This window comes from Desulfopila sp. IMCC35006, assembly GCF_005116645.1.
In the GTDB taxonomy this organism is placed as follows: Bacteria; Desulfobacterota; Desulfobulbia; order Desulfobulbales; family Desulfocapsaceae; genus Desulforhopalus_A.
Genome location: NZ_SWCM01000009.1, coordinates 102992 through 128413, shown reverse-complemented (window position 1 = coordinate 128413; position 25422 = coordinate 102992). Strand labels below are relative to the sequence as shown.

Annotated in this window: 16 protein-coding genes; 4 read left to right on the top strand and 12 right to left on the bottom strand. The window is 54.9% G+C overall.

Translation table 11 applies throughout. From position 1 onward, the window contains the following. The first annotated feature begins 92 nt into the window (after positions 1-92). Together FCL47_RS15710 and FCL47_RS15705 are read left to right on the top strand one after the other, a co-directional pair. Complete coding sequence (locus FCL47_RS15710; protein WP_136814478.1) at positions 93-5645, top strand: GH36-type glycosyl hydrolase domain-containing protein; 5553 nt, start codon at positions 93-95, stop codon at positions 5643-5645. A 1-nt stretch (position 5646) separates the two neighbouring features. Beyond that, entirely contained in the window at positions 5647-7806 is a 2160-nt protein-coding gene (locus FCL47_RS15705) for a hypothetical protein (RefSeq protein WP_136814477.1), read from the top strand. A 31-nt stretch (positions 7807-7837) separates the two neighbouring features. On the opposite strand, the gene FCL47_RS15700 is transcribed toward FCL47_RS15705, so the two are convergent. The 12 genes from FCL47_RS15700 to FCL47_RS15645 all read right to left on the bottom strand — a co-directional run bounded on the left by FCL47_RS15700 (position 7838) and on the right by FCL47_RS15645 (position 23033). Further along, positions 7838-9118, bottom strand: a complete 1281-nt coding sequence (locus FCL47_RS15700; protein ID WP_136814476.1) for a (Fe-S)-binding protein — start codon at positions 9116-9118, stop codon at positions 7838-7840. 112 nt (positions 9119-9230) lie between these two features. Beyond that, the gene (gene glpB, locus FCL47_RS15695; protein ID WP_136814475.1) at positions 9231-10520 is read right to left on the bottom strand and encodes a glycerol-3-phosphate dehydrogenase subunit GlpB; all 1290 of its coding nucleotides are present in this window, start codon (positions 10518-10520) and stop codon (positions 9231-9233) included. 146 nt (positions 10521-10666) lie between these two features. Beyond that, positions 10667-12298: an anaerobic glycerol-3-phosphate dehydrogenase subunit A gene (gene glpA, locus FCL47_RS15690; protein ID WP_136814474.1), complete on the bottom strand. Its 1632-nt coding sequence runs from the start codon at positions 12296-12298 to the stop codon at positions 10667-10669. A 253-nt stretch (positions 12299-12551) separates the two neighbouring features. Continuing rightward, a complete protein-coding gene (gene glpK, locus FCL47_RS15685; RefSeq protein WP_136814473.1) occupies positions 12552-14039 on the bottom strand; it encodes a glycerol kinase GlpK in 1488 nt (495 codons plus the stop codon). A 113-nt stretch (positions 14040-14152) separates the two neighbouring features. Continuing rightward, entirely contained in the window at positions 14153-15847 is a 1695-nt protein-coding gene (locus tag FCL47_RS15680; RefSeq protein WP_370459567.1) for an ABC transporter substrate-binding protein, read from the bottom strand. A 123-nt stretch (positions 15848-15970) separates the two neighbouring features. After that, complete coding sequence (locus tag FCL47_RS15675) at positions 15971-16255, bottom strand: DUF2160 domain-containing protein (protein WP_136814471.1); 285 nt, start codon at positions 16253-16255, stop codon at positions 15971-15973. 334 nt (positions 16256-16589) lie between these two features. After that, entirely contained in the window at positions 16590-17387 is a 798-nt protein-coding gene (locus FCL47_RS15670; RefSeq protein WP_136814470.1) for a carbohydrate ABC transporter permease, read from the bottom strand. Position 17388: 1 nt separating this feature from the next. Further along, positions 17389-18273, bottom strand: a complete 885-nt coding sequence (locus FCL47_RS15665) for a carbohydrate ABC transporter permease (RefSeq protein ID WP_240744262.1) — start codon at positions 18271-18273, stop codon at positions 17389-17391. Then, positions 18270-19358 (bottom strand): ABC transporter ATP-binding protein, encoded by a 1089-nt coding sequence (locus FCL47_RS15660; RefSeq protein ID WP_136814469.1) that lies wholly within the window; start codon positions 19356-19358, stop codon positions 18270-18272. Before FCL47_RS15660 ends, FCL47_RS15665 begins: the two co-directional genes overlap by 4 nt. Positions 19359-19451: 93 nt before the next feature. Continuing rightward, positions 19452-20543: an ABC transporter ATP-binding protein gene (locus FCL47_RS15655; RefSeq protein WP_136814468.1), complete on the bottom strand. Its 1092-nt coding sequence runs from the start codon at positions 20541-20543 to the stop codon at positions 19452-19454. Then, positions 20543-22084 (bottom strand): glycerol-3-phosphate dehydrogenase, encoded by a 1542-nt coding sequence (gene glpD, locus FCL47_RS15650; protein WP_136814467.1) that lies wholly within the window; start codon positions 22082-22084, stop codon positions 20543-20545. The genes FCL47_RS15655 and glpD overlap by 1 nt, the downstream gene beginning before the upstream one ends. Before the next feature lie 181 nt (positions 22085-22265). Further along, positions 22266-23033: a DeoR/GlpR family DNA-binding transcription regulator gene (locus FCL47_RS15645; RefSeq protein ID WP_136814466.1), complete on the bottom strand. Its 768-nt coding sequence runs from the start codon at positions 23031-23033 to the stop codon at positions 22266-22268. Between the two features lie 319 nt (positions 23034-23352). Between FCL47_RS15645 and FCL47_RS15640 the strand changes: the two genes are divergently transcribed. Both FCL47_RS15640 and FCL47_RS15635 read left to right on the top strand, forming a co-directional pair. Continuing rightward, complete coding sequence (locus FCL47_RS15640) at positions 23353-24252, top strand: DMT family transporter (RefSeq protein WP_136814465.1); 900 nt, start codon at positions 23353-23355, stop codon at positions 24250-24252. A 532-nt stretch (positions 24253-24784) separates the two neighbouring features. Continuing rightward, entirely contained in the window at positions 24785-25366 is a 582-nt protein-coding gene (locus FCL47_RS15635) for a class I SAM-dependent methyltransferase (protein ID WP_136814464.1), read from the top strand. The last annotated feature ends 56 nt before the right edge of the window (positions 25367-25422 follow it).

Genomic DNA, 25422 nt, shown 5'->3' with positions numbered 1-25422 from the left:
GAAAAAAGTTGCAAAACTTTCGCTGACTGGGTAATGCAAGCATAATTTGGTGTTGCCGAAGCAAAGATTTTGTGGATGGGAGACCATGTTGTATGGCCCCCCTGGAAAATGATTGTTTATCACCAATCTTCCCTGCCGCTGATACTCTCCCCTTGATGCCTCCAGAATCCGGCCAAAATACATTTCGGAACAGATCCGTCCCCGATTCGAGCTTTTCCTGGCGTCGGTCACTGAGCCATGACTTAGGCTATGGCCTTGCCGCGGTGTTGATTATTGCCGGCGCGCTTACGCTTTATGCATATGCACCCGGTAATGTAATTTCGCCGTCAGCTGGCTGGCGATATCTCGGCCCGGCTCTTGCGGCAGTGATTGCCGCCGGCATTCTGAAAGTCATTTTGACCGGGCGCCTCTTGACGCCTGGCGAAGCGATCCAGGATTTTGTGTTTTCCGGGCTCCTTGGTGCTTCAGCGAGCCAGATGCTGCTCTGGCAGGCACCACAGAATATTTCCGGACTCTTCCACCTGAGCCCCATTGCCGCGACGGTTTTTTATCTGCTCTATCAGTCTGCCAGCACCTACCGGCTGCTGAGCTCAAGAAAACACCTGGACGTCGTTATGGGTACGGCGATCACACTTATTCCTTTTGCCCTGGGCCTGCCGCTCGCCCTGCCGTCGGAGCAGCTGGCGGTTTCCCTGGGCACACTTATAACCGGGGGTCTGCTGCCGGTTTCTTCAGCCTGGTACGCGGGAATCGGCCGGGGGCTGCTGCTGTTGCTGTTCAACGTCATCCTGGCCCAGGCCTTTGCTCTGACCACGTCCCGCCGTCCGCTGACCGGCGCGTACGCGCATCTCTGCCTGCTGTTGGCTGCTGTCGCATCGATCCTTGCTCCGGGCGTGGCGGATATGGGATCAGGAAATTTCGCCGCCGGATTGCCCGGTGCCTTGCAACCGGTTGCCGCAGTTCTTGCCACCCTGCTCTCCCAGGGGGCCTTGTGGGCCGAGGTCTTTCTGGTGACCGGGATGTTCATGGATGGAATGCACGGACGAGCGCCGACATACGCCACGATGAAAGGGCATGCTGTCAGCGGGATGAAAAAGGGCATGATTTTCAGCGGTGTCCTGATGACGTTTCTACAACTCCTCCACCTCGTCGCCGAGGCAACGGTCGTGCAGATTCTTTATCATGGTTTTCCAGTGCTGCTGTTGGCCGTCGTCGGTGCGATGGCGTTTCCCCTCGGCAAAACAATCATCGAAAGTTTTGACGGAAGCCAGTCGTTTTTTCGCCGGGCCCTGAGTGCCTCTTTACAGCCGATGCTGGCGGGCCGCGGCCTGGTCGTTGGCATCGCCTGCGCCATCGCCCTGAACGTCCATCTCCCCGCGCTGCCGGTTGCCCAGCGTATCGCCTTTGGTCTGGCCGCGGGCGCGCTGACCTATGCCGGGGTCAGTGTGCTGCGCGATCTGCTGTACGGGGTACGCAACTGCGGCGGACTCAAATCATGGCGCCTCTATCTGGTGGAAGGCGCGCTGGGCGCATTTGTCGGTGGTGCGTTCGCCTTTTATTTCGATGCCACGCAAATTCCCGTCGTGCTGGATAAGCTCAAGTTGTACAATACCTTTGGGCTGCTCCCGGTGGCCGATGAATTTTACCCACTGGTCAGCAAGTGGGGGCACATTCAGCTGGGCACCTACGCCGGCGGCGCGAAACTGCTGTTCAATGAAGCGTTGAAAGGCGTTATCGGCTGGGGCGTTGCGGCCTGGCTGTTTGCCATCAACCGTTCGTTCCTTACCGCGCTGTTTCAGCGCGATCCCGCGCCGATCCGGCGGATGTTTTCCCGTCAGGGCGCAGTCGAACTGACCGAGGGCACGATTCAAGTCCTGCGCTGGGGATTGTGGATGGCGCCGATTATTTTCACCTTCCTCAAACAAATGGCCGAACCGACCTGGTATAATCAGGATGGCGCGATTCACACCGTTGTCTGCATTTTCCAGGCTGGGACCTCGAGCTCCGCAGATTTTCACGCGTGGAGTCTGAAAGTGTTCATGTGGGTGCTTGCCTACGATTTCTTCCGTATTCTGATCTGGATTGATCACATGGGGTTGCGCGTCGCAACACTCGTCAATCTCAGCTTTATCGGCATGGACCGGCTTGATGAACGATTTGCGCGCTTCATCGGCCCGGCGGCGTCGGCAAGCCGGTGTATTCCAGAAGGCATCAAACGCTTCACGACCTGGGCGCCGCTGCTGATCCCGTTTTTTATCCCGCGGGGACAGGATTGGGACTGGGCATGGTCGCAGTCCGAAGCCATCCAGAAGGCATCCGGCGGCGGGCTGGTGGCAATTGTGGGAAGCTGTTCAATCCTGCAGGTGGTGCTGGCGGGCATGGCCGCAGGGCTCGCGGTTGGATGTGCCTCCTTTTGTTTCCGCGCCTGGCGTTCACCTGTTGCGGCAGGGCGGCCAAGCAGATTCCGGCTGGACAATCTCGCATATGGCGTCGAATGGCAATGTAGCGGGGCAATCACCGGCACCCTGGCAAGAAATGGCTTCGATCTCACCCGACGGGCTTACGACCGTCTCGAGCCTGCCGGCCGTGCCTTGTTTGTGGTCGAAAAGATGCCATCCGGGGTGGCTAAGTCGTGGCCGGTGATCGGCAATTTCCCGGAGGAGATCGCCCCGCTTGCGGTGGCTGAAATGGATGCGTCGAGCCTTGTTCTGCGCCAGACGGAGAGCGAAATCGAGACAGTGGTCCGCGTCACCCTGCCGGCAGATGCCGAGGCCGTCGAGCTCTGGGAAATCACCGTGACAAATCGAGGCTTGTGTGCACGTGAACTGGGGATTGTGCCGTATCTGGAATGGGTGTTGAATTCCCCGCAGGCCGACCGCAATCACACCCAGTACAACCGTCTTTTCCACGAATTACATTACGATGCCGGCGTAAATGCCCTGATAGCGGAGCATCACGACACTGGACAGATCGGCTTCCTGGCGGCGGGAACACCACCGGATGGATTTTTACAGGGGCGCGTCGACTTTATCGGTCGGGCGGGCTGTCTGTGGAGGCCCCGCGTGCTGGAGACGCTCGCGTTTTTAAAACCGATCAACACGGAGGCGTGTCCGAGCTTTGATGCCATCGGCAGCTTGTTGCTGAACCTTTCCCTGGCGCGTGGTGCGTCCGGCACCGTGCGACTCTTGATGGGCTGCGTCGAAGATCGGCAGCATGTCGTGGATTTAATTTCGTTCCATTTGCCTCATCAGGCTGATCCCCAAACGACGTACTGTGAGAAAAACGGCGATGACGAGGCTCCGGCCAAACCGCATATCGGCCACGGTGAAATTCCCCCCGGCACCCCGCTGCCATATTGTGCCTTCTCCGATGGCGGCAACACCTTGCGGGTCAACACACCGTTCACGCCGCGCCCGTTCGACCACACGATGGCGAACGCGCTCGGCCACGTTCTTTGCGTGACCAATCGCGGACTGCACAGCTCGGCCAGCCTGAACGCACAGCAGAACCGGCTCACGACGGACTGGGCCGACACGGTGACCAACGAACTGCCGTCGGAACTATTCTACCTCTATGATGTCGAGGAGCGGCTCTGGCTCTCGCCCACGTATCTGCCGCTGCGCGACACTGAAGCCATCTACGCAACCGATTTCGGCCTGGACGGGACAGCGACGTTTTCGATGCAGCGCGGCAGGCTTGCTACGGAACTGACGGTGTTCGTGCCGCCCGATGAGCCGGCAGGATTGTATCTGCTCACTCTTCGCAATGATGGCGATGCACCCAGAAAAATCCGCCTTGCGCCGTATTTCCGCATGACTCTCGCCGACCATCCGGAAAACTCCGGACCATTGAATATTCAAGTGGATGCGGCCAACGGGACCATCTCTTTCACCAATCCCCGCAACAGTTTTCGTTCCGGTCCGGCGTTTGTGGCTATTTCCGAGACGCCGGAGAGAATTGAGACCCGGCGCGGCTGTTTCTTCGGCCCGGGCCGTCTTCCTGCTCATCCGGTAATGGTGGAGAGTGGCGAACCGTGGGACGGGCCAACCGATGACCTGACAGCCATCGCCAGTTTTCTCGTCACAGTGGTCATTCCCGCCGGCGAGTCGCGCACGATCTCGGTCACCCTCGGCCAGAGCGATACGCACCACCAGGCGGATGCGGTTGCAGCGCGGTGCCGGACGGTTTCGGCTGTACAGGCGAAGCTGGCTGCCACCCGTGCCTGGTGGCTTGATATGATGCGGCCCCTGCAGGTTGCAACGAACGACCCGCAATTCGACCGCCAGCTGCACTGGCTGATATACCAGGCGCTCGCCGAACGCCTCTGGGCGCGCCGAGGGTTTTACCAGGCAAGCGGTGCGTTTGGTTTCCGCGACCAGCTGCAGGATGCGGTTAATTTACTCTGGGTGGACCCGGCCCTGGCGCGGCGGCAGATCTTGCTGCACGGGCGGCAGCAGTTTCTTGCGGGCGACGTGCTGCATTGGTTCTTTCTCCAGCAGAATGGCAGTACGGGTCTGGGGGCGCGCACCCATTCCTCCGACAACCTGCTCTGGCTCGGCTGGGCCACCGCCGACTATGTGCGCCTGAGCGGCGACGAGTCCATTCTCGATGAGAAGCTGTCGTATCTTGCGGCAGAAACCCCGTTGCCGCCGTTGCCCGAAGGTCGGCACGGTACCGGGTTGTTCGCCCATGTCTCGCCCCGTGAAGAGACGCTCCTCGACCATGTGCTGCGTGCGGTTGATCTGGTTCTGACAAAACGTCTCGGCGTGCACGGCCTGCCGCTCATCGGCACGGGCGACTGGAACGACGGACTGGATGCCATCGGCTCCGAAGGCTGCGGGGAGAGTGTCTGGCTGGGTTTTTTCCTGCACAGAATCCTGGAAGATCTCCTCGCGGTGATCGAAAAACGTAAAGGTGCTGTGCGGCGGCAATTGTATTGTAAGCGTCTGGACGCATTGCGCGCCGCCATCGAAGAGATGTGGCGCGGCGACCGCTATTTGCGGGCGATCCACGATAACGGCACGGAAATCGGGGTCCAGGGCAGCGGTGTCTGGGAGATAGACGCGCTGACCGCCGCTTGGGCGGTGATGTCCGGTATCAACCGCAAGCGCGGTCGCATCATGTTCGATACCGCTCTGCGATTGCTTGAGCGCGACGACGTCATTCTGCTGGGCTGGCCGGCCTTGCGCGAAGATTCCCGGCCATATCTGGGCCGGAGCAGCCATTATCCGGAAGGGGTGCGGGAGAACGGCATGTATTGCCACGGTGTGCAGTGGCTGATTGGTGCCGCGCGGCTGCTCGCCGAGCAGTGCGCAATTGACGGCGAACTTGCGACGGCGCAGTTGTATCGTGATACCACGATCCGCCTGTGGCGCAAAATCGCGCCGCTTTCGCACGTAGCACCTGATAAAATGGAAGTGTACGGCGGCCAGCCAAATAAGCAGGCAGCGGACCTGCTCACCCACTTTGAACCGGGCCGCATGGGATGGAACGGCTACACCGGCGCTGCGGGCTGGATGCTGCGGCAAGCCTGCGAGGGGGTGATTGGTGCGGCGCTGGTCAACAATCGCGTGGTGTTGCCCGCTGACATGGCCCTGCCTCGCGGTGATCTGAAAATTCTGCACGTGCAGCGGGAGGTACCCTGATTTGCATTGGAAAACTGTTCAACAAGAAGGCCTGAAGTCGAACCGGTCGCACATTACAGCCAGCTGCAAGCGGTATCGAGACAGAGTCTGCCGGTTGGTATTGGCCGCGTTGCTGCCGGCAATGTTGCTGATGCTGCTGGCAGTCTGCCGGACGGCGCAGTGCCAGCCGACACCGTTCAATTTTCCGAAGGTCAATCCGGCGCACACGCACACCAGGCTGCTGCTCGAGAACGCATTGCGCTATGCCGGCGCCGCCGAGCTCATGACCGACCAGACGTCGGGGTATCCCTTTGAAGGCTGGAACCAGGAGCCGAAACGGGGCCTTTACCTGCGTCAATTCACCCAATTGACCGCCATCGGCGAGTGGCTGGAGTTGCTGGCCAACATCACAGCCGGGTACGCGGACAACCCGTATCTGTCTCGCGTCGAGGCCCAGAAGCAGCTGGCACATTGTATTGACAGCCTGCTGCAGGACCAGCAGGACCCGCGACTGAGCGCCCTGGGTTTGCTGGTGAATTTCATCGGCTTTGACAATTCGCAACGGTTGCCCCCCCTGTCGGAAATCCTCGAGAAACAGCAATTTGTCGACGCTTTCGGACCGCAAACCGCCGAGGCCCTGTGGCAGGGAATGCGCGAAAAGGGCTGGATTATCCCCCGCCTTAACGGCCGCGAGGCGGACATCAAAAGAAGCGCGCACTACGGCAAGAATAATTTCGATGGCCCGCTGGCCCCCTACGCGGACGATGCAATGAAGGCGCGGGTCCTGGCGCTGATGGACAGGCGGGTGGTGCAGATCGTTTTCGGCGACAACGCCAATCTCTCGGCATCCGTGGCCAAGGCCATCGGCGCGCTGCTGCATCCGGAATGTAAGGACGATCCCGCCATTGCCGGGCTGCGAAGAAGGCTGGAGACGTTTCTGGAGAACCAAAAACCGGGGTATGAACATTTATTTGACACCAAAACCGGGACCTTTGCTTTCGGCTGGGATGCCACGCGTGACCGCCTGTTTGGCTGGGAGGATGGCGCGGGTAATTATGTTGTCGGGCATATGAATTATCTGGTGAACGAATTCCGCGGACCGCTCCTGTTCGTCACGCTCCGCTATGGCTTTCCGGCAGAGGCTGTGGCCAACGCGGGTTTCAAGATAAAGCCGTATCGCAGGCAGGCAGGAGGTGACATGTATACGCTGGCCACGTGGGAAGGATCGGCCTTTCAATCATTCGGCCTGACCCTGTTTATGCAGGAACTGGACAATCCGGCCTGGCGCAGAATTCTGGGTGATACGGTGGACATCGAGCTGGATTACGCCGCCCGCAATAACCTGCCCGGTTTCCTGTCGGAGGCCTATAGCGGCCAGGGCGTCGAATACACCGGCCGCATTGGCATCCCGGACATCGCCATTGCCGAAGAGGCGCGCATCACGACCGCGCCGTCGCTTTACTCTCTGGGGGCTGCCAGCCAGATTGCGCCGGACAGGATTGAGCGTTTTCTGGGGACCAACTGGCCGGTGATATCCCGTCTTTTTACCGAACACGGGCCGTGGGAAGGTTATGACACCAAAAGCGGCACCGCTATCGAATACCAGACCACGGCCCATACACTCGCTCTTCTTCTCGGCACCATTGGCTCCGCGCCGGATGCTATGCGGCGCTATCTCGAAGGAAAAGGATTGTATGACAAGCTGCTGGCCTGGTATGCGGCCGGGGACGCCATGGATTTTTTGGTACCGGAGGTGCAAATCGTTTCCTGGACGAGTGATGGCAGCCCGATCAAACTTTCCCGTGACCACCATTCGTTTCGCATCGAAGGCCGTCCCTTGCAGAATGGCCGGGTCACCTTGACGGTGCCGCAGGCAGGCGGCGTCAATATGTCGGGCGGCGAGCTGCATATCCGGTATCGCGCGAAGGTCCCGCTCGAGCATGCACTTATTACGTTGCAAAAGGTTACGTCCGGCCCCTATGTGCCGCAGCAATTCGCCAACGAAATATATGTCCGGTTTGACGCGTCGCCGGAGAAGGAAAAAGAAATTTCCATTCCGCTGCCGGCCACCCCCGGGCTGGCCGGAACCCGGGGACTGGTGATTGCCTTTGGCCGCGACAACGAACCGGCGCCGGTTGACGTGACGATTACGGCGCTGAAGTTTGTGCCGTATCAGAAATAAGAGAACGTGTGCGTGAAAAATTCCCGATACATCAGTCGATCAATGCCAAAAGATCCGGTCCGAGATAGGTCCGTTCATTTTCGCCAAGGATGCCAAGCGAAAGGCAGATGAGTGTCCAGAAATGGACCACGCCGTAGTTGCCGCCGTAATGATGGCCGATGTCCTCCATCTGGGAATGGCAGTTATGACACGGGGTGAGCACGTAGGCGGCACCGGTTGCGGCGATCTGGTCAAATTTTCGTTTGCCGTAGGTTCGCCGGTGCTCGGTCATGCCCGCCTGGAGAAAACCGCCGCCCCCGCCGCAGCAGTAATTGGCGCTGCGGTTTGGCTGCATATCGATAAAGTTTTCTTCACCCACCAGGCTCTTTACCACAAAGCGCATATCCTCGGCGATGGCGTCGCCGTAAGCCTTTCTCACTATCATGCAGGGGTCCTGCACGGTGAAGGTAATGTTGTTGGTGTTCCAGTCACTATTGACCGGCAATTTCCCTTCTCTGATCCATCTGGCATAATAGGTGATCAGGCTTTCCAGCTGAAAATCGGCCTCCATGCCGAAGCGGTTTATCGCATTCCACATGGTATAGTAGCTGTGGCCGCACTCGGTATTCAGCCAGACCTTGCAGCCTAAGGCATTGACCGCATCAACCCTCGTTTTGATGACTTCGTACCAGGCCTCTTCGTCGCCTGAGAACATGCAGAAATTCTCTGCCGCCCACCCCTTGGAAGAGTAGGTCCAGTCGGCACCAACCATATCGAATATTTTCCAGAGCGGGACCATCTCGTCCGGCTCGTTCATCGGTTCGCGGGAATTCTGGTTGACAAAGAAGTGCGCTCCCTTTTTGTCCATCGGTGCCTGCAGATTTTTAAAGGCAGGCTGGGTTTCCCGGACCTCTTGCAGCACGTCCTCGACAACGAAAATAAAATCATCGGGCGGCAGCCCCATGGCGGAAGTCGAATCAGTGGAGCGAATAAGCTGGCAGGAGCGGACGATGCCGGCCGGTTTTGCCTCCTGCGGCCAGTTGCCGCGGGCAATAAAGACCAGCTGGGAAATATCGATATTCATCGGACAGACATGCTGGCAACGCCGGCATTGGGTGCAGCACCAGACCCATGGTGTGGTCGATAATTCTTCATTCATGCCAAGCATGGCCATGCGGATGAATTTTCTCGGGTCCATGTTTTCGATTCCCGAGGCAGGGCAGCCCGACGAACAGAGGCCGCAGGTAAGGCAGGCATCAAAGCTTGCTCCTTCCGGCAGCAGTTCGATGGCTTTTTCTTTAAAGTTGATGGTGGGTATCTTTTTATCCGACATAATCAATCCTGATGGCGTCGTAAAAAAATCTTACGCCTCGCATATGAAGTTTTTTACTTAGCCATCCCCAAGATGAAGTTTTTATGAGAGTATCACTTTTTCTTTCGGGCACTTATATGCGTGCGTGCAAAAGATCTTCGGCGGCCTGTACCGCTTTATAGGCTGTGGCGATGGCGATGCCGGCCCCGCTGCGGCCACGAATCCAGTCCTGGTGGGCGAGGATGATGCCTGCGGCAAAAAGCCGTTCGTGATAGGGGGTACCGTTTTTGCCCAGCGGCCGGCAGGAGGCATCAATCTCGATTCCGGCTTTATGGATTAAATGCCCCTGGCGGTCGGTATATTGCTCGCGATACCAGTCGGTACGCGATGGAGGTTGGTGCACCGGCAAATCCAGCAAGGGTTCGGTTATGCCGGTGATATGAGCCTCCAGGCCGCCGCTCAAAAAGCGTCCGGTGGCGAGAATGACTGCCTTGGCATGGATGACGATGGGACCGTAATTGTCCCTGAGATTGAGCTGTGCGCGGTCTGGGGCGAAGCTGAGGGCGGTGATTTTCTGCTGCGGGATGAGGGTGATGCCCTTTTGCGGGAACACCTGTTCAAACATCTCCCGCAGACGAATCCCCGGCACCGACGGCGGCATGGTCGGAATCTCGAAGATGGTAAGACCGGTCAGGCGTTCAAGCTCGCTGCGGACCAGATCCGGGGTGTGCATGCCAAGCAGGGCTGGAAGGCCGATAGTCTTGATCTCACCTGCCGCTTCCCGCAGGAGTTCGGCGAGCCGTGTTCTTGTTGCGGCCACCTCAAGGGCGCGGGCCATGACTTCCGGGTAGATTTCCCCTTTCTCCATATCCGGAAAATCGACCCGTGCAGCAGTGAGCTGTGGCCATTTATGTCGGAGATTGGCCACCACCTCGCGGGCACTGAACCCTTTCAGGCCGTGAAAATCAATAATCACGCAAGGTCGCTGTGCGGCAAACGCCTGCGGGCCGGCCGCCATGGTGGCTGGTACACAGAGGGTTTTCTTGAGTGTTCCGGCGGGAGTGAGCGCGGTAATATTCGTTTCTTGCGGGCCGGTGTAGGCGATACCGGACTCGCCAAGAAAGGTGGTGAACTGGCGGAAACCCTCGGCTATATCCTGTGCCGGGATGTGGCTGAGTGGATGGTCGGGGTGCGATTTTTTTAATAATTCCAGGCCATCCCATGGATTTTCGACGGCCTTTGAAGATTCTTCAACTGCGCCAAGCAGATCGAGATAGCCGGTGGTATACGCGACGGCGCCGGTATTGCCGACCTGGGCAATTTTGATCTTTCGGTTCAGGGCAAAGATAGATGCTGCACATCCTGCTAGGCCCGAGCCGACAACAGCCAGTTCGGTCTCGAAGTGGCGGGTTTCTTCTTTCATGAACTTCTCCACTATTTCAATGAATTTTTATCGTCTAGTGACTGTTCAGAAATGAGATATTTTGTTCTAAATAGAGGCTCTCGATGAATTTAACCACAGGCATATATATGATATTCCGAAGATTAAATTTCGAGAGCAACGAATAGTTAGGGCAAAATAGCCATTTCTGGACAGTCACTATCCAGATTGTCGAGTCCGAGCAGCCCGCAATGGAGCGCTTCCGCCAGTTCCATCTGCGCCGCCTGTCGGCCCCAGATAACCGTGCGCATGCCTTTAAATCGTTCGTTGAAAAAATCGCGCATGTGGGTCAGGCCGGTTGTGTCGCGATAGTACCCCCGGTCATAAAGATAGGAGGCGATACGAATGCCGCAAAACGAACCCTGGCAAGGTCCTTTGCCGGCACGGGATCTGAGGGCAATTGCCTCCAGGGTCATCTCTGCTTCGGCCCCCGGAGCGCATTTGACAATTTCATCGATGGCCGATTGAGGAACCATTTCACATTCGCACAGGATCATGTCATCGGCGTTATTGGCTTTATACCAGTAGCGGGGCGCAGCGCCCGGTTCGGTCCACCGGCAGGCATCTCCGTCCGGCAGGGCAACGCTGTCGGTTGTGCAGGCCTGGGTGTTGCCGAGTCGCCGGGCGACGAGATCGGCAGTTTTTTCAGCCATCAGGCGAAAGGTGGTCAGCTTTCCCCCGGTTATGGTGCAAAAATTAGTCAATCCCTGGGAGGTGTGATCGAGCAGGGCAAAGCCACGGGTTGCCGCGCGGCCGTCCTCTCCGGGTGAAGATTGCAGCAGGGGCCGAACCCTGGAAAACGCCCGGATATACCGGGCGGTGGCCAGGGCTGGGATCATTGCCGCACCTTCCATGACATTACGATCGATCTCAGCCACGGTGGGGCGGACGGTCTCCAGGTTGTCGGTATGGACGGAGGTGGTTCCAAGGACCGACACCGTTCCCCCGGGAACGAGAATGTCGCCGTCGGCCGGCGGCCGCAGTCGGTTGATGACATGGCCGGCCATGCGGTCATGGCTGACCAGCAGGGTGCCTTTTGAGTAGAGCAGATTGACATCGGTGCAGCCGGCTTTTTGCGCGATGTTCATGGCCCATGCTCCCCCGGCATTGACATATTGTCTGGCCTGGATATTGAACATGACCCCGGTGCGATTGTCCCGGCAGATCGCGGCAGTAATCTTCCCGTTGTCGATCCGGAAATCGATGATTTCGGTGTGGGGCCGATAAATGCTGTCATTGAGCAGCCGGGCATGCGCGACATTTTCCAGGGCCAGTCGAAAGGGGTCCACGGTTGCATCGGGCACTAAGTAGGCCTTGACCAGTTTTTCCGACAGCAACGGTTCCATCCTTAGCGCTTCGTTCGGGCCGATTTCCGTACAACTGATGCCGGCCGCGGCGCAGAATTGCGGGAATTTCTCGGCAAATTCGAGGTCGTCGCCTTCCACGGCAACAAACAGGCCGCCGGTTTGTTCAACACACTGGGGTGCCAAACGCTTCAGGATTTCGTTTTCAATCCGGCATTCAATCGCCGAATGGCGGTCGTTCGAAACATAGCGTCCGCCGGAATGCAGCAGGCCGTGGTTGCCGCCGGAGGCTCCGGCGCACAGGTCGCGTTTATCGATGAGCAGGGTGTGCAGTCCGCGCAGGGCGAGATCGCGCATGATTCCTGCGCCGGTGACGCCGCCGCCGATGATGAGGACATCGGTTTCTAGAGTGTTGTGGCCTTTTACTGCAGGCTGGTCGAGGGGGGATTGCGACATAATTCTGGGTCCTTGCCGGAGTGGAGTTGTGCCGGTATTTCAGGATCCAGCCTTCTAAGAAAAAAGTCTACTGCCTGAAACCGGAATAATTACCCATCTGTTATAAACCTGTTGGCAACATAGTTCAAGTGAAATTGAATGAAATTTCAAATGAAAGTCAAATCAAGTCAATATGAAAACCAACGTGTGTGTGCGCTCTCCTGGCAAGGGGAATGACAAAGGCCATTTTGGCGTAAGCTGCCAGCTGCAGCGATTATTTCGTCAGGGTGCGGCGAACCGCGTCTTGCCAGCCTTTGTATTTGCGGATGCGAATTTCTTCGGCAAGTGCCGGGGTGAAACGTTTATCGCATTTCCAGGTCTCGCTGAAACGCTCCGGCGGGGGAAAGATTCCCCTCTGCAGGCCGGCCAGGTAGGCGGCGCCAAGGGCAGTGGTTTCGAGTATGATCGGTCGATCAACGGGGGCGTTCAGGATATCGGCAAGAAACTGCATGGTATAATTTGAGGCAACCATGCCGCCATCGACACGCAGAACTGTCTCACCAACATTCTGATAATCTCCGCGCATGGCATCGAGCAGGTCGCGGGTCTGGAAACAGACTGATTCCAGGGCGGCCTTGGAGAGTTCGGCCGGTCCGGTGGCCCGGGTGATTCCAAATATCGCGCCGCGGGCTTCAGCGTCCCAGTGTGGTGCTCCCAGACCGGTAAAGGCCGGGACCAGATAGACGTCCTGGTTGATGTCCGCCTGGCGGGCCAGTTTTCCGGTCTCGGAAGCCGACTCGATCAGACCCATGGCATCGCGCATCCATTGCACTGCGGCCCCGGCGACAAAAATTGAGCCTTCCAGGGCATAGGTGGTTTTACCGCCTAAACGATAGCCGATGGTGGTCAGCAGCCTGTTGCTGGATCGAACGGCCTTATCGCCGGTATTGAGGACGACGAAGCAGCCGGTGCCATAGGTCGATTTAATCATACCCGGCTGGAAACACGCCTGGCCGACAAGGGCCGCCTGCTGGTCGCCGGCAATGCCGCCGATCGGAATCGGTGCGCCGAAAAGTGCGGCTTCGGTCTGACCGAAATCAGCCGAGCAGTCTTTAACCTCGGGCAGAAGGATCGCAGGAATATCAAGCAGTTCCAGTATCTCCTTATCCCAACAGTTGTCATGAATATTGTACAGCATGGTGCGTGAAGCGTTGGTGGCATCGGTACGATGCACTTTCCCGCCGGTCAGGCGCCACAGCAAAAAGGAATCAACGGTGCCAAAGCGGAGTTCGCCCCTGGCGGCCCTTTCCCTGGCCCCGGCGACATGATCAAGGAGCCATTTAATTTTGGTGCCGGAAAAATAGGAGTCAAGCAACAGACCGGTTTTGGCGGTGATCATTGGGTCATGTCCATCTGCCTGCAGCTGGGAACAGTATTCCGATGTTCTTCGGTCCTGCCAGACAATAGCCTTATGAATCGGTTTGCCGGTATCTTTATCCCAGATAATGGTGGTTTCGCGCTGGTTGGTGATACCGATTGCGGTAATGTCGGCGGCGGAGAGGCTGGCTTTTGCCAGCGCCTTCCTGCAGGTGCTGAGCGTGGTGCTCCAGATTTCTTCGGGGTCATGCTCCACCCAGCCGGATTGCGGGAAAAACTGTTCGAATTCTTCCTGGGCAGAGGCGACTATTTCAAGCTGATCGTTAAAGACGATAGCCCTGCTGGAGGTGGTTCCCTGGTCGATTGCGAGGATGTATGATGTCAATATTTTCACCCAATTAGAAAAAAACACCTGTGCTTTTATTAAGAACCGCCCCCCTCACAGGGGAGCGTCACGCACCCTGTGAGGGAATTACTGCCTTACAACTCCTTTTTTTCTCAGCTCTTCTTGGCAGATGCAGCCCAACTCTTCACCAGCTCATCGTAATCGATGGTCATGCCTTTTGGTTTTTCGTTGGCCAGTTTTGGCTTCGGAGCACCCGGCAGGTTCAGCCAGTAGGATGGATCCTGCTTTTTATTCAGTTTCGGTCCACACTCGCCCTGGATTCCGGAACGTTCAATCCGTTCCATTACCTTGTCCTGCTGTTCGGCCAGTGAATCCAATGCCTTCTGCGGGGACTTGTCGCCGGTTACCGCATCGGCTACATTCTGCCACCAGAGTTGGGCCAGTTTCGGGTAGTCAGGGACGTTGGTCCCCGTCGGCGTCCACTGCACCCGGGCGGGGCTTCGGTAGAATTCCACCAGGCCGCCGAGCTTAGGCGCCCGCTCGGTGAAAGATTTATCCCAGATATCGCTCTCGCGGATCGGGGTGAGGCCGACGTGGGTTTTCTTCAGACTGACGGTCTTGGAAATGACAAACTGAGCATACAGCCAGGCCGCCTTACGTCGGTCAACCGGGGTCGACTTCATCAGGGTCCAGGAACCGGCATCCTGATAACCAAGCTTCATACCTTCTTCCCAATACGGGCCGTGCGGCGATGGGGCCATACGCCATTTGGGATTATCGTTCTCATCAACCACAGGGGTGCCGGGTTTGGCCATATCGGCGGTGAAGGCAGTGTACCAGAATATCTGCTGGGCAATGGCACCCTGGGCAGGAACCGGTCCAGCCTCGGAGAAGGTCATGCCGGCAGCCTCAGGCGGGGCATATTTTTTCAGCCAGTCGATATATTTAGTCAGCGCATACACTGCCGCCGGGCCATTGGTGTCACCACCACGGGAAACGGAAGAACCGACCGGGCGACAACCTTCGACCCTGATTCCCCATTCATCAACCGGCAGACCGTTTGGAATCCCTTTGTCACCGCCACCGGCCATGGAAAACCAGGCGTCGGTAAAACGCCAGCCGAGTGAAGGATCCTTTTTGCCGTAATCCATATGGCCATAGACTCGTTTGCCGTCTATTTCCTTAACTTTATCGGTAAAAAATTCGGCGATATCTTCATAGGCCGACCAGTTGACCGGTACGCCCAGTTCATAGCCATACAGCTCTTTAAACTTAGCTTTCAGATCGGGACGTTTGAACCAGTCATACCGGAACCAGTAGAGGTTGGCGAACTGCTGATCAGGAATTTGGTAGAGTTTGCCGTCAGGCCCGGTGGTAAAGGATTTTCCAATAAAATCGTCGACATCAAGCATCGGGTCGGTGACATCTTTTCCTTCTCCGCTCATCCAGTCGGTGAGAGGAACCGCCTGCTGATAACGGAAATGGGTGCCGATCAGGTCGGAGTCGTTGATGTAGGCGTCGTAGATGTTTTTATTTGACTGCATCTGGGTCTGCAGTTTTTCGATAACGTCGCCCTCGCCGATCAGGTCGTGGGTGATTTTGATGCCGGTGATTTCCGTGAAGGCCTTGGCCAGGGTTTTCGATTCATACTCATGGGTGGTGATTGTTTCCGATACCACCTTGATGTCCATTCCTTTAAACGGTTCAGCTGCCTTAATGAACCATTCCATCTCCTTCATCTGGTCGGCCTGGGAAAGGGTCGAGGGCTGAAATTCACTTTCCACCCACTTTTTTGCCTCATCCATTCCAGCCTGTGCGCCGGCGGGTCCCATCAAGAGAGCAGCCATGGCTGTTGCTGTTACGAGCCTTTTAATCATCGATTTTCTCCTCTATTGTTTTGCGATTTTCCTGCCACCACGATGCTTAGCGGCAGAACGAAACAACGGTACAAAGAACTCCCTACACCGAAATTACACCCATTTGAATACGCAGAGCGCGTAAATGCAGGCAATTGCAAAAGCCCACCATAAAGCGAGTTCAGGAAATATTGCCAGCCAGATAATATGAATATAGGCCGAGCCCAGGAGAGAGACAAAAAGACGGTCCCCTCGAGTCGTTTCAAAGCGAAGGATGCCAACCCGTGGATTTCCACCGGGGCTTTTCATTTCCCAGATGGTCATGGCGATCAGCATGCAGAAAATTATGATAAAAAATGCGGCGGTTGGGGTAGTCCAGGCCATCCATTTGAGGTTCATGGTTATAATCCTTTGATTATCGTTTTCTTCGGTTTGTTTACTTTTTCGTTATATGAAGATCCCATCCCGCCCAGAAGCTTTGCGGTATTTTGTTTAATACTCGCTTGTCGGGTGCTCTGTTTAGTCCTCGCTTGACGGGGACTCTTTTTAGTACCCCCTTGAGGGGTGCTCTGTTCAGTCCCCGTGCTGTGCGGGGATAAGTTCCGTCACGAAATAATTTCCTTGTAAACAGCACAAAATGTTAATAACGAGTCACTAATCCCGCCCAAGAGCATTGCGGGATAAGTTCCGTCACGAAATTCTCTCGAAACAGCGCGAGAGAATTTCTACGTCACTAAACCCTCCCCAGCGCAAAACCCTTGGCGATATGATTGCGAACAAAATAGATCACCAGCGCGCCGGGGAGAATCGTCAAAACTCCGGCGGCGGCAAGCACGCCCCAGTCAAGGCCGGAGGCGGAGACGGTACGGGTCATAATGGCCGAAATTGGTTTGGCATGCACCGCTGTAAGCGTCCTGGCCAGGAGCAGTTCCACCCAGGAAAACATAAAACAGAAAAAGGCGGTGACGCCGATGCCCGAGGCAATGTTCGGGATGAAGATCTTCACAAAAAAACGGGGCCAGGAGTAGCCGTCAACAAAGGCGGTCTCGTCAATCTCTTTGGGGATGCCGGACATAAACCCTTCAAGGATCCAGACAGCCAGTGGCAGGTTAAAGAGACAGTGGGCTAAAGCCACGGCAATATGGGTGTCAAACAGACCAATCGACGAGTAGAGCTGAAAAAACGGCAGGGCAAAGACCGCCGGGGGCGCCATGCGGTTGGTCAGGAGCCAGAAAAACAGATGCTTGTCACCAACAAAGGAATAGCGTGAAAAAGCGTAGGCCGCAGGCAAAGCGAAACAGACCGAGATGAGCACGTTAACGGAAACATAGATCATCGAATTTATATAGCCCGAATACCAGGAGGCGTCGGTGAAGATTACTTTGTAGTTGGCAAAGGTCAAATCCTGCGGCCAAAGGGTGAACATTGACAGAATTTCATCGTTGGTCTTCAGGCTCATGTTGACGAGCCAGTAGATCGGCAGCAGCAGGAAAAAGATATAGATAGCAGGAATAAGCCATTTCCAGCGCATATCAGGCACCTCCGTTTTTGCTTTCTTCCCCGACATTGCTCATTACCGTATAGAAAATCCAGCTGAGGAGGAGAATAATGAGAAAATAGACAAGGGACATGGCGGCGGCAGGACCGAGGTCGAACTGGCCAACAGCCATTTTTACCAGATCGATGGACATAAAGGTGGTTGAGTTGCCGGGACCGCCACCGGTGATCACAAAGGGTTCGGTATAGATCATAAAACTATCCATAAAACGGAGCAGAACGGCAATCAGCAGGACGCCTTGCATTTTCGGTAATTGGATATATCGAAATACCGCAATTCGCGAGGCTCCATCTATTTTTGCCGCCTGATAATAGGCATCGGGAATGGAACAAAGGCCCGCATAGGAAAGCAGGACAACCAGGCTGGTCCAATGCCAGACGTCCATGACGATAATCGTAATCCAGGCGGCGATGGGATCCTGGGTATAGTTGTAATCAATGCCCATGGAGGCAAGGCTGTGCCCAAGCAGGCCGATATCAACCCGGCCAAAGATCTGCCAGATGGTGCCAACCACGTTCCAGGGGATAAGCAGCGGGAGGGACATGGAGATGAGACATACCGGAACGCCCCAGCCCTTTCTGGGCATAGCCAACGCGATGGCTATGCCCAGGGGAATCTCTATCGCCAGAATTATACTGGAAAAGGCAATCTGTCGAAGAAAGGCATCATGGAATCGTTCCGAATGCATCAGATCTCTGAACCAGTCCATTCCCACCCAGAAGAACTGGTTGCTGCCGAAGGTGTCCTGGAACGAGTAATTAACCACGGTCATAAGCGGAATAACGGCACTAAAGGCCACCAAAAGAAAAACCGGCAGGACCATGAACCATGCTTTCTGGTTGACTTGTTTTTGTATCATGGCCGTTCTCCTGCAATGAGATGATCGTTGACGTAGATATTGGTGTGGGCCGTATCAAAGGCGAGAGAGGCGTGATCTCCGGTCATCGCCGAAATCTCCGGCATGACAACATGGAAAATGCGCTCATTTACAGCGACTCTGGCGATCTTGTGGCGACCTATATCGTCGATTTTGATTATTTTTACCGGCAGCCCTTTTTCCTGTGGCGGGGCAAGACGTAAGTATTCGGGACGGATACCAACTTCGATTTTTGCTGAGGACGGCTGATCTGTATAGGTACAGTCGAGGGTGATCTCATGGCCTTCGATAACAATCCTGTTCCCCTGCAGTTCACAGGGGGTGATGTTCATCCCGGGAGAACCGATAAAATAGCCGACAAAAGTGTGTTCCGGTCGTTCAAATAATGCTTCAGGCGTACCAACCTGGACAATTTCGCCCTCGTACATAACAATTACCTCGTCGGCAAAGGTCAACGCCTCGGTCTGGTCGTGGGTGACGTAGATCATGGTGAAGCCGAACTGCTTATGCAGGTATTTGAGCTGGGAGCGGAGTTCCCATTTCATCTGCGGGTCGATGACCGTGAGCGGTTCGTCAAATAAAATGGCATTGACGCTCTGCCGGATCAGGCCACGGCCGAGCGAGATCTTTTGTTTGGCATCGGCGGTCAGGTGCTGGGCCTTGGTGTACAGATCTTTTTCCAGTCCAAGCATCCTGGCGAGCTCAATAACCCGCGGCTCGATCTCTGTTTTAGAGCGTCCTCTGTTCTTTAAAGGAAAGGCCAGATTCTGGAACACCGTCATGGTGTCGTAGATGACCGGAAACTGGAATATTTGAGCGATATTACGCTGTTCGGTCGGCAGCCTGGTGACATTCTCGTCATTGAAAAGAACCTGTCCCCTGGTTGGTGTCAGCAGGCCGGAGATGATATTCAAAAGAGTAGTCTTCCCGCAGCCCGATGGGCCGAGCAGGGCGTAGGCTCCGCCGTCGCGCCAGGTGAGGTTGAGTTCTTTCAGGGCGTAATCATATGGATTATCCGATTCTCCGGTATAACTGTGGGCAATATCTTTTAAGGTAATGTGGGCCATTAATTTTTTCTCTCCTGCTATTCCCGTTAAACGGGATACGTTCCTTCACGAAATGATCTCTTTTGCAAGAAAACAAGAGAAGTCATTTCGAAGTCACTCAACATTGGCGACAGCATTCGGTGTTACGACCAGGGCGTCGTTTCGGTCGAACACATAAAATTGATCTGGATCCATGAATATCTCTATCGTTTCGTGGACAGCGAAATTGTGGATGCCGGGGGCCAGGAGCACCCAGCGAATGCCGGCAATATCGACATGGACGTAACTCTCCGATCCGGTTATCTCCGTTACGGCAACCTTTGCCTTGACGGCAATGGCCTTGTCCGAGGTCCGGTGCAGATAGAGGTGGTGGGGGCGGAAGGCGATGGTGTAATCGTCGTCCGGGAGTTGCGGTAATTGCCCCAGAACCGGGATCTCCAGATGGCTCTTGAAGAGTATCCTGTTATTGAGTTTGGTCACCGGCAGCATGTTGAGCGGCGGATCGGAAAGGGTCCGGGCGGTGATGAGGTTTTGCGGTCGGGAAAAGACCTCAATGGTCGGGCCGAACTGGGTAACTTGGCCCTGGTGCAGCGATGCCGTGTTGCCGCCGAGAAGAAGCGCTTCGGACGGCTCAGTGGTGGCGTAGACAAAAATAGAGCCGGTGGCGGAGAAAATCCGGGGCAGTTCCTCGCGCAGCTCCTCACGCAGTTTATAATCGAGGTTCGCCAGCGGTTCATCAAGAAGCACCAGATCGGCGCCTTTAACCAGAGCGCGGGCCAGGGCGGTGCGCTGCTGTTGTCCGCCGGAAAGCTCCTGCGGCGAACGGGCGAGCATATTTTCCAGTTTTAAAAGAGCGGCAACCTTGGCTACCTGCTTCTTGATTTCGGGCCCGGCAACACCGGCGATACGCAGTGGCGAGGCGATATTTTCAAATACACTCAGGTTCGGATAGTTGATAAACTGCTGATAGACCATTGCCACGTTGCGTTTCTGGACGGCCACGCCGGTGACGTCGTTACCGCCGAAATGAACCGTACCGGAACTTGGTTGATCGAGTCCGGCCATAAGACGCATCAGCGATGTTTTGCCGGAAAGCGTCGGTCCGAGCAGGATATTCAGCGTGCCTGCTTCAAAGGTGAGCGAAACGTCGGAGATGTGGAATTCTTTGCCGACTTTTTTTGATACCTTGCGTAACTCGAGCTGCATTACTTCTCCTCATCCGTTACCGGCGAAATCTGCTCTGCCGCCGAAACTTTCGTTTTGATATAGCTGTCAAGCTTTTCAGCTTCTGCGGCGGACAGAAATAAACCAAGTTTGGTCCGTCGCCAGAGTACGTCACTGGCGCACCTGGCCCATTCCTCGGCGATAAGGTAATCGACTTCAAACCCATACAGGTCCTGGCCAAATGATATGCCCAGGTCCTTCCGGTCCCGGATCGTATCAGTCATTGCATACGCGCAGGTGCCGTAGGTCCGAAAGAGCCGTGTGGCTAGTTTTGTGTTGAGAACCGGACAGCGGCTCTGGAGTTCCCGTACCGAGAAATCGAAAGCATCCGGACGGAAATCTCCCCCCGGCAAAACGCTTGTTTCGGTCCAGTCAGCGCCCATGCCGGGCAGAAAGGGTTTGAGTCTGGCCAATACCGATTCGGCCAGTTTTCGATAGGTGGTAATCTTTCCACCGTAGATAGACAGTAGTGGGGCTTCGTTTTTGCCGGTGTCCAGTTTCAGAACATAATCACGGGTTGCCGCCTTTGCGTCGCTCTTCCCGTCATCAAAAAGCGGTCGGACGCCGGAAAAGCTGCTTACCACATCGTCTCTGGTAATCCCCCGGAGAAAATATTCCGAGGCGGCCTGGCATAAATAGTCGGTCTCCTCCGGGGAGATGGCCACCTCGTCCGGATGGCCATGAAAATCTTTATCGGTAGTGCCGATGAGGGTGAATTCATTTTCGTAAGGGATGGCAAAGATGATCCGGCCATCCTCGTTCTGAAAGATGTAGGCCCGTTCATGGTCAAACAGTTTCTTGACGATGATATGACTGCCCTGCACCATGCGGATATGTTCTTTCGTCTCGGTGTGGGAGATATGGTTGAGCAACTCGTCAAGCCAGGGGCCGGAAGCATTCACCAGAGATCTCGCCTCAACCTGATATGTTTTGTTGCCTGTTTTATCGAGGAGCTGTAATTGCCAGGTTTTGCCGGTTCTTGCCGCAGACAGCAATGGGGATCTGGTCTTGATGCTTGCTCCCTTTGCTGCCGCATCCATGGCGTTAAGCACTACCAGGCGGCTGTCCATAACCCAGCAGTCAGAGTATTCAAAACCCATGCTGTAATTTGCTTTAAGGACCTTGCCGGCTGCATCACTCTTGAGATTGACGCTGGTGGTGCCGGGCAGGATCTTCCTGCCGCCGATATGATCGTACAGAAAGAGGCCGAGACGGATAAGCCATGCCGGGCGCAGCCCTTTATGGTGGGGAAGGATGAAACGCAGCGGCCAGATTATGTGCGGGGCTGCATTGAGAAGCACCTCGCGTTCGCGCAAGGCCTCTCTGACCAGTCGAAACTCGTAGTATTCCAGGTAGCGGAGACCGCCGTGAATCAGTTTTGTCGAGGCGGAAGAGGTCCCACCGGCGAGGTCGTTCTGTTCACAGAGAAAGACGGAGAGTCCACGTCCGGCGGCGTCACGGGCAATACCGCAGCCATTGATGCCGCCTCCTATAATCGCTATGTCATAAACGGGACTCTTCATAACAGATTGCTGGCTGAAGATGGATTGATCTTCTCAGGTAAGTTTCGTCTCTGGCAATAAATGATTTCGAATGCAATAATAAAACACCCTTAACTGAAAATAAATGTTGAGGCAAGTGAAAATTTACATTGTATGGACATTTCTGTAAAATGACCGGCCGACAGTCGCAATACTGCGCTGGTCAATCTTTGGCGATGACGACTTCAACGCCGCTTCTCGCACAGATCTCCTGCAGTTTTGCCGGCAGTGCATCGTTGATAACGATGGTATTGATCTGGGAGATATGATCGATTCTAATTGGTGCGTTTCTTTCGAGTTTCATGGTGTCGGCAACCAGGATGACATGCCGGGAATTTTTGATAATGGCCTGGGCGACACGTACCTCGCTGAAATCGTAGTCGAGCAGCGAACCATCCTCGTCTATCGCCGAAACGCCGATAATCGCATAATCGACTTTAAACTGATTGATGAAATCTACCGCCGCGACCCCGACAATTCCCCCGTCGGAGCGTCGAACCTGGCCGCCGGCAATGATCAGTTCGATGCCAAGGAAATTTTTCATGATTTCGATTGCATTGATATTGTTGGTGATCACCAGCAGGCCTCGATGATTGTGCAGGGCGTGGGCGACCTGTTCGGTCGTTGTGCCGATATTGATGAGCAGGGAACTATTATCCGGAATCAGCGCCGCGGCCGCGTGACCTATGGCTTTTTTCGGGCCGGGGGCCAGCAGGCGTCTGGCTTCATAACTGACATTTTCAATTCCGGAACCGACGATGGCACCGCCGTGGATACGTTGCAGCAACTGTTTGTCGCACAGTTCGTTGAGGTCTTTACGGATGGTCTGGGCGGATACCTTAAAGGTGGCGGAAAGTTTTTCGACGTCGACTTTGCCGTTTTCTCTTGCCAGCACAAGAATCCTGTTCTGCCGTTCGGTGAGAATTTCCATGACGCAGTTCCTGCAAGGTTCTGGTTAATTGGAGGATGATCATCGAGTAAAAGATACTAATCGAAGTTTCGGGAAAGTCAAAATGTATTTCATACGAAAATAAATAGCGGGAGAAAGCGTTGAAACGAATGCCTTTAGTTTTTCGGTAGTCTGGAAGAGAACCGGAATAGAGCTTACAGGATGATGAAAAATTCAGCTTAATTTTCAGGAGCCCCGCTTAGTATTGCCCACACATTGAGCTTGCACCTTTCTCTATACATGTTAGATGGATGTGTTGTCGTGTGGAAAGTATGTGATCTGGAATCTTGAGTGGTGAAGAATGAATCGTTTACAGGCAAATCTTCTGCTTACCCTGGCCGCAGTTATCTGGGGCAGCAGTTTCGTTGTGCAGCAGATCGGTACCGGTGAGCTGGGCACCATAACCTTTACCGGAGCCCGTTTTCTAGTCGGAGCCCTGGTTGTTCTGCCGTTTGCCGTCAAACAATTTATGCGGGTACAGCAGCAGGAGCGCAGGTTTCAGTCTGCCGACTGGCTGGGGTTGGTTGCAACCGGCTGTGTCCTTTTTGTAGCAGCCGTGCTGCAGCAGCATGGTATTCTCCATACGACCGTGACCAATTCGGGATTTTTGACGGCGTTATATGTTCCGCTTGTTCCGGTACTGGGCTTTTTCGTTTTACGGAGGAAAGTACATTTTTCCATCTGGCCGGCCTCGATATGCTGTTTTGTGGGGACCTATATCTTGAGTGGTGCGCAGCATGTTGACCTGGTGACGGGGGATTTGTGGGTAATCTCAAGCACAATTTTCTGGGCCATTCATGTCACCCTGGTCGGTATTTTTGCCTCCCGAACCCAGGCACCCCTGGTGGTGGCGGTTGTCCAGTTTCTGATAAGCGGCTGCATCGGCTGTATACTCGGTTATATCGTTGATTCCCCCAGTCTCGCTCAGATAATTGGCGCCGGTTGGGGCATATGTTATATCGGCATTTTTTCCGTGGGCATGGCTTTTACCCTGCAGGTGGTCGGACAGCGTTTTACTCCGGCTGCTGATGCGGCGATTATTCTCAGCTCCGAAACTGTTTTTGCCGCTATTGGCGGAATGATTTTTTTAGGTGAGCGATTATCTCCCCTGCAGCTGTCAGGAGGGGTTTTGATCCTCGCCAGCATCCTCGCCGTCGAACTGCTGCCGATGACCCGCCTCGGGAAACCCCGTCCACTATAATTAGTGAATTAGAAATAATTTTCTTGTGCTGTTTGCAAGAAAATTATTTCGTGAATGAACTTATCCCGCAAATCTTTTGGGCGGGATTAGTGACAAGCCCCGTAAATCTTTTAGGCGGGATCAAGAGACTAGCGATTAACATCTAGTGCTTTTCGCACACCTATTAAACATTATACTACTAAAACTGAGCTATACAGGGATATAAGGCAACCTTTTCACGGACGCCATGAACCCATCCCTGGGGGCTTGACCGCAGCCATCCGGGCTGCGGAACACCCGTGAAAAGCTCACCTCATATCCCTCTCGACCTCCTGTGCTGAACTTTAATGCTAAAATTATGTCGCGAATAACAGAGTCCCCGTCAAGCGAGGACTAAACAGAGCACCCGTCAAGCGAGTACTAAACAGCGCACCCGCAAATCTTTTGGGCGGGATTAGTGTTATGCTGAAAAATGGTTATTTTGCTACCTTACTGGGCTCAATGAGCGCCGGAGGACAGAAATTGTGTGGGAAAACTCATAAAGGAATTCAGCATGAACGAGAAAAAATTCGACCCAAAAAAACTGCATAAATTGAATAACCCTGCAAGACTTATAGACATTCCTGTAGAATATATCTGGAGCAAAATGAATATAGTGAGGCCGGAAATATTCGTCGATATAGGTGCAGGCACCGGCTTTTTCAGCATTCCTTTTCTCAATTATGTCGAGAACGGCAAAATTTTCGCCTGTGACATCTCCGACAGTATGATCCAATGGATGGAAACAAATATATCTCGCAGGTATCCCAACATCGTCCCCATGGCGATGACAGAAAGCGCTGTCCCCCTCGAAGATGGAATTGCCGATTTGGTATACATGATAAACCTGCATCACGAGCTGGATGATCCTCAGGCAATACTCGCAGAATCATTTAGAATTTTAAAGGCTGATGGTACGATATGCATCGTCGACTGGAAAAAGGAAGAGATGTCGGAAGGTCCTCCCGTACATATCAGGTATGCGCCGGAGCAGGTTGAGGAGCAGCTGGCAAGCTCAGATTTTCAAAACATTCATGTTTTTAGCGAAATGGCGAAACATTTTTTGGTCGTCGCGGAAAAAGGATCCGCCCGGTAAAACCCGTCAAACAGGAGAATGGCGGAATTCACCGGGTGTTTTCAATGAGAGGCAAC

What these genes read in the sequence shown, in the direction of transcription:
- FCL47_RS15680 (WP_370459567.1), bottom strand. Translation starts at nt 15,847, where the DNA reads ATGGCTGCTCTCTTGATGGGACCCGCCGGCGCACAGGCTGGAATGGAT.
- glpD (WP_136814467.1), bottom strand. Translation starts at nt 22,084, where the DNA reads ATGAAGAGTCCCGTTTATGACATAGCGATTATAGGAGGCGGCATCAAT.
- FCL47_RS15655 (WP_136814468.1), bottom strand. Translation starts at nt 20,543, where the DNA reads ATGCAGCTCGAGTTACGCAAGGTATCAAAAAAAGTCGGCAAAGAATTC.
- FCL47_RS15660 (WP_136814469.1), bottom strand. Translation starts at nt 19,358, where the DNA reads ATGGCCCACATTACCTTAAAAGATATTGCCCACAGTTATACCGGAGAA.
- FCL47_RS15665 (WP_240744262.1), bottom strand. Translation starts at nt 18,273, where the DNA reads ATGATACAAAAACAAGTCAACCAGAAAGCATGGTTCATGGTCCTGCCG.
- FCL47_RS15645 (WP_136814466.1), bottom strand. Translation starts at nt 23,033, where the DNA reads ATGGAAATTCTCACCGAACGGCAGAACAGGATTCTTGTGCTGGCAAGA.
- glpA (WP_136814474.1), bottom strand. Translation starts at nt 12,298, where the DNA reads ATGTCGCAATCCCCCCTCGACCAGCCTGCAGTAAAAGGCCACAACACT.
- FCL47_RS15635 (WP_136814464.1), top strand. Translation starts at nt 24,785, where the DNA reads ATGAACGAGAAAAAATTCGACCCAAAAAAACTGCATAAATTGAATAAC.
- FCL47_RS15640 (WP_136814465.1), top strand. Translation starts at nt 23,353, where the DNA reads ATGAATCGTTTACAGGCAAATCTTCTGCTTACCCTGGCCGCAGTTATC.
- FCL47_RS15675 (WP_136814471.1), bottom strand. Translation starts at nt 16,255, where the DNA reads ATGAACCTCAAATGGATGGCCTGGACTACCCCAACCGCCGCATTTTTT.
- FCL47_RS15710 (WP_136814478.1), top strand. Translation starts at nt 93, where the DNA reads ATGGCCCCCCTGGAAAATGATTGTTTATCACCAATCTTCCCTGCCGCT.
- glpB (WP_136814475.1), bottom strand. Translation starts at nt 10,520, where the DNA reads ATGAAAGAAGAAACCCGCCACTTCGAGACCGAACTGGCTGTTGTCGGC.
- FCL47_RS15670 (WP_136814470.1), bottom strand. Translation starts at nt 17,387, where the DNA reads ATGCGCTGGAAATGGCTTATTCCTGCTATCTATATCTTTTTCCTGCTG.
- FCL47_RS15700 (WP_136814476.1), bottom strand. Translation starts at nt 9,118, where the DNA reads ATGTCGGATAAAAAGATACCCACCATCAACTTTAAAGAAAAAGCCATC.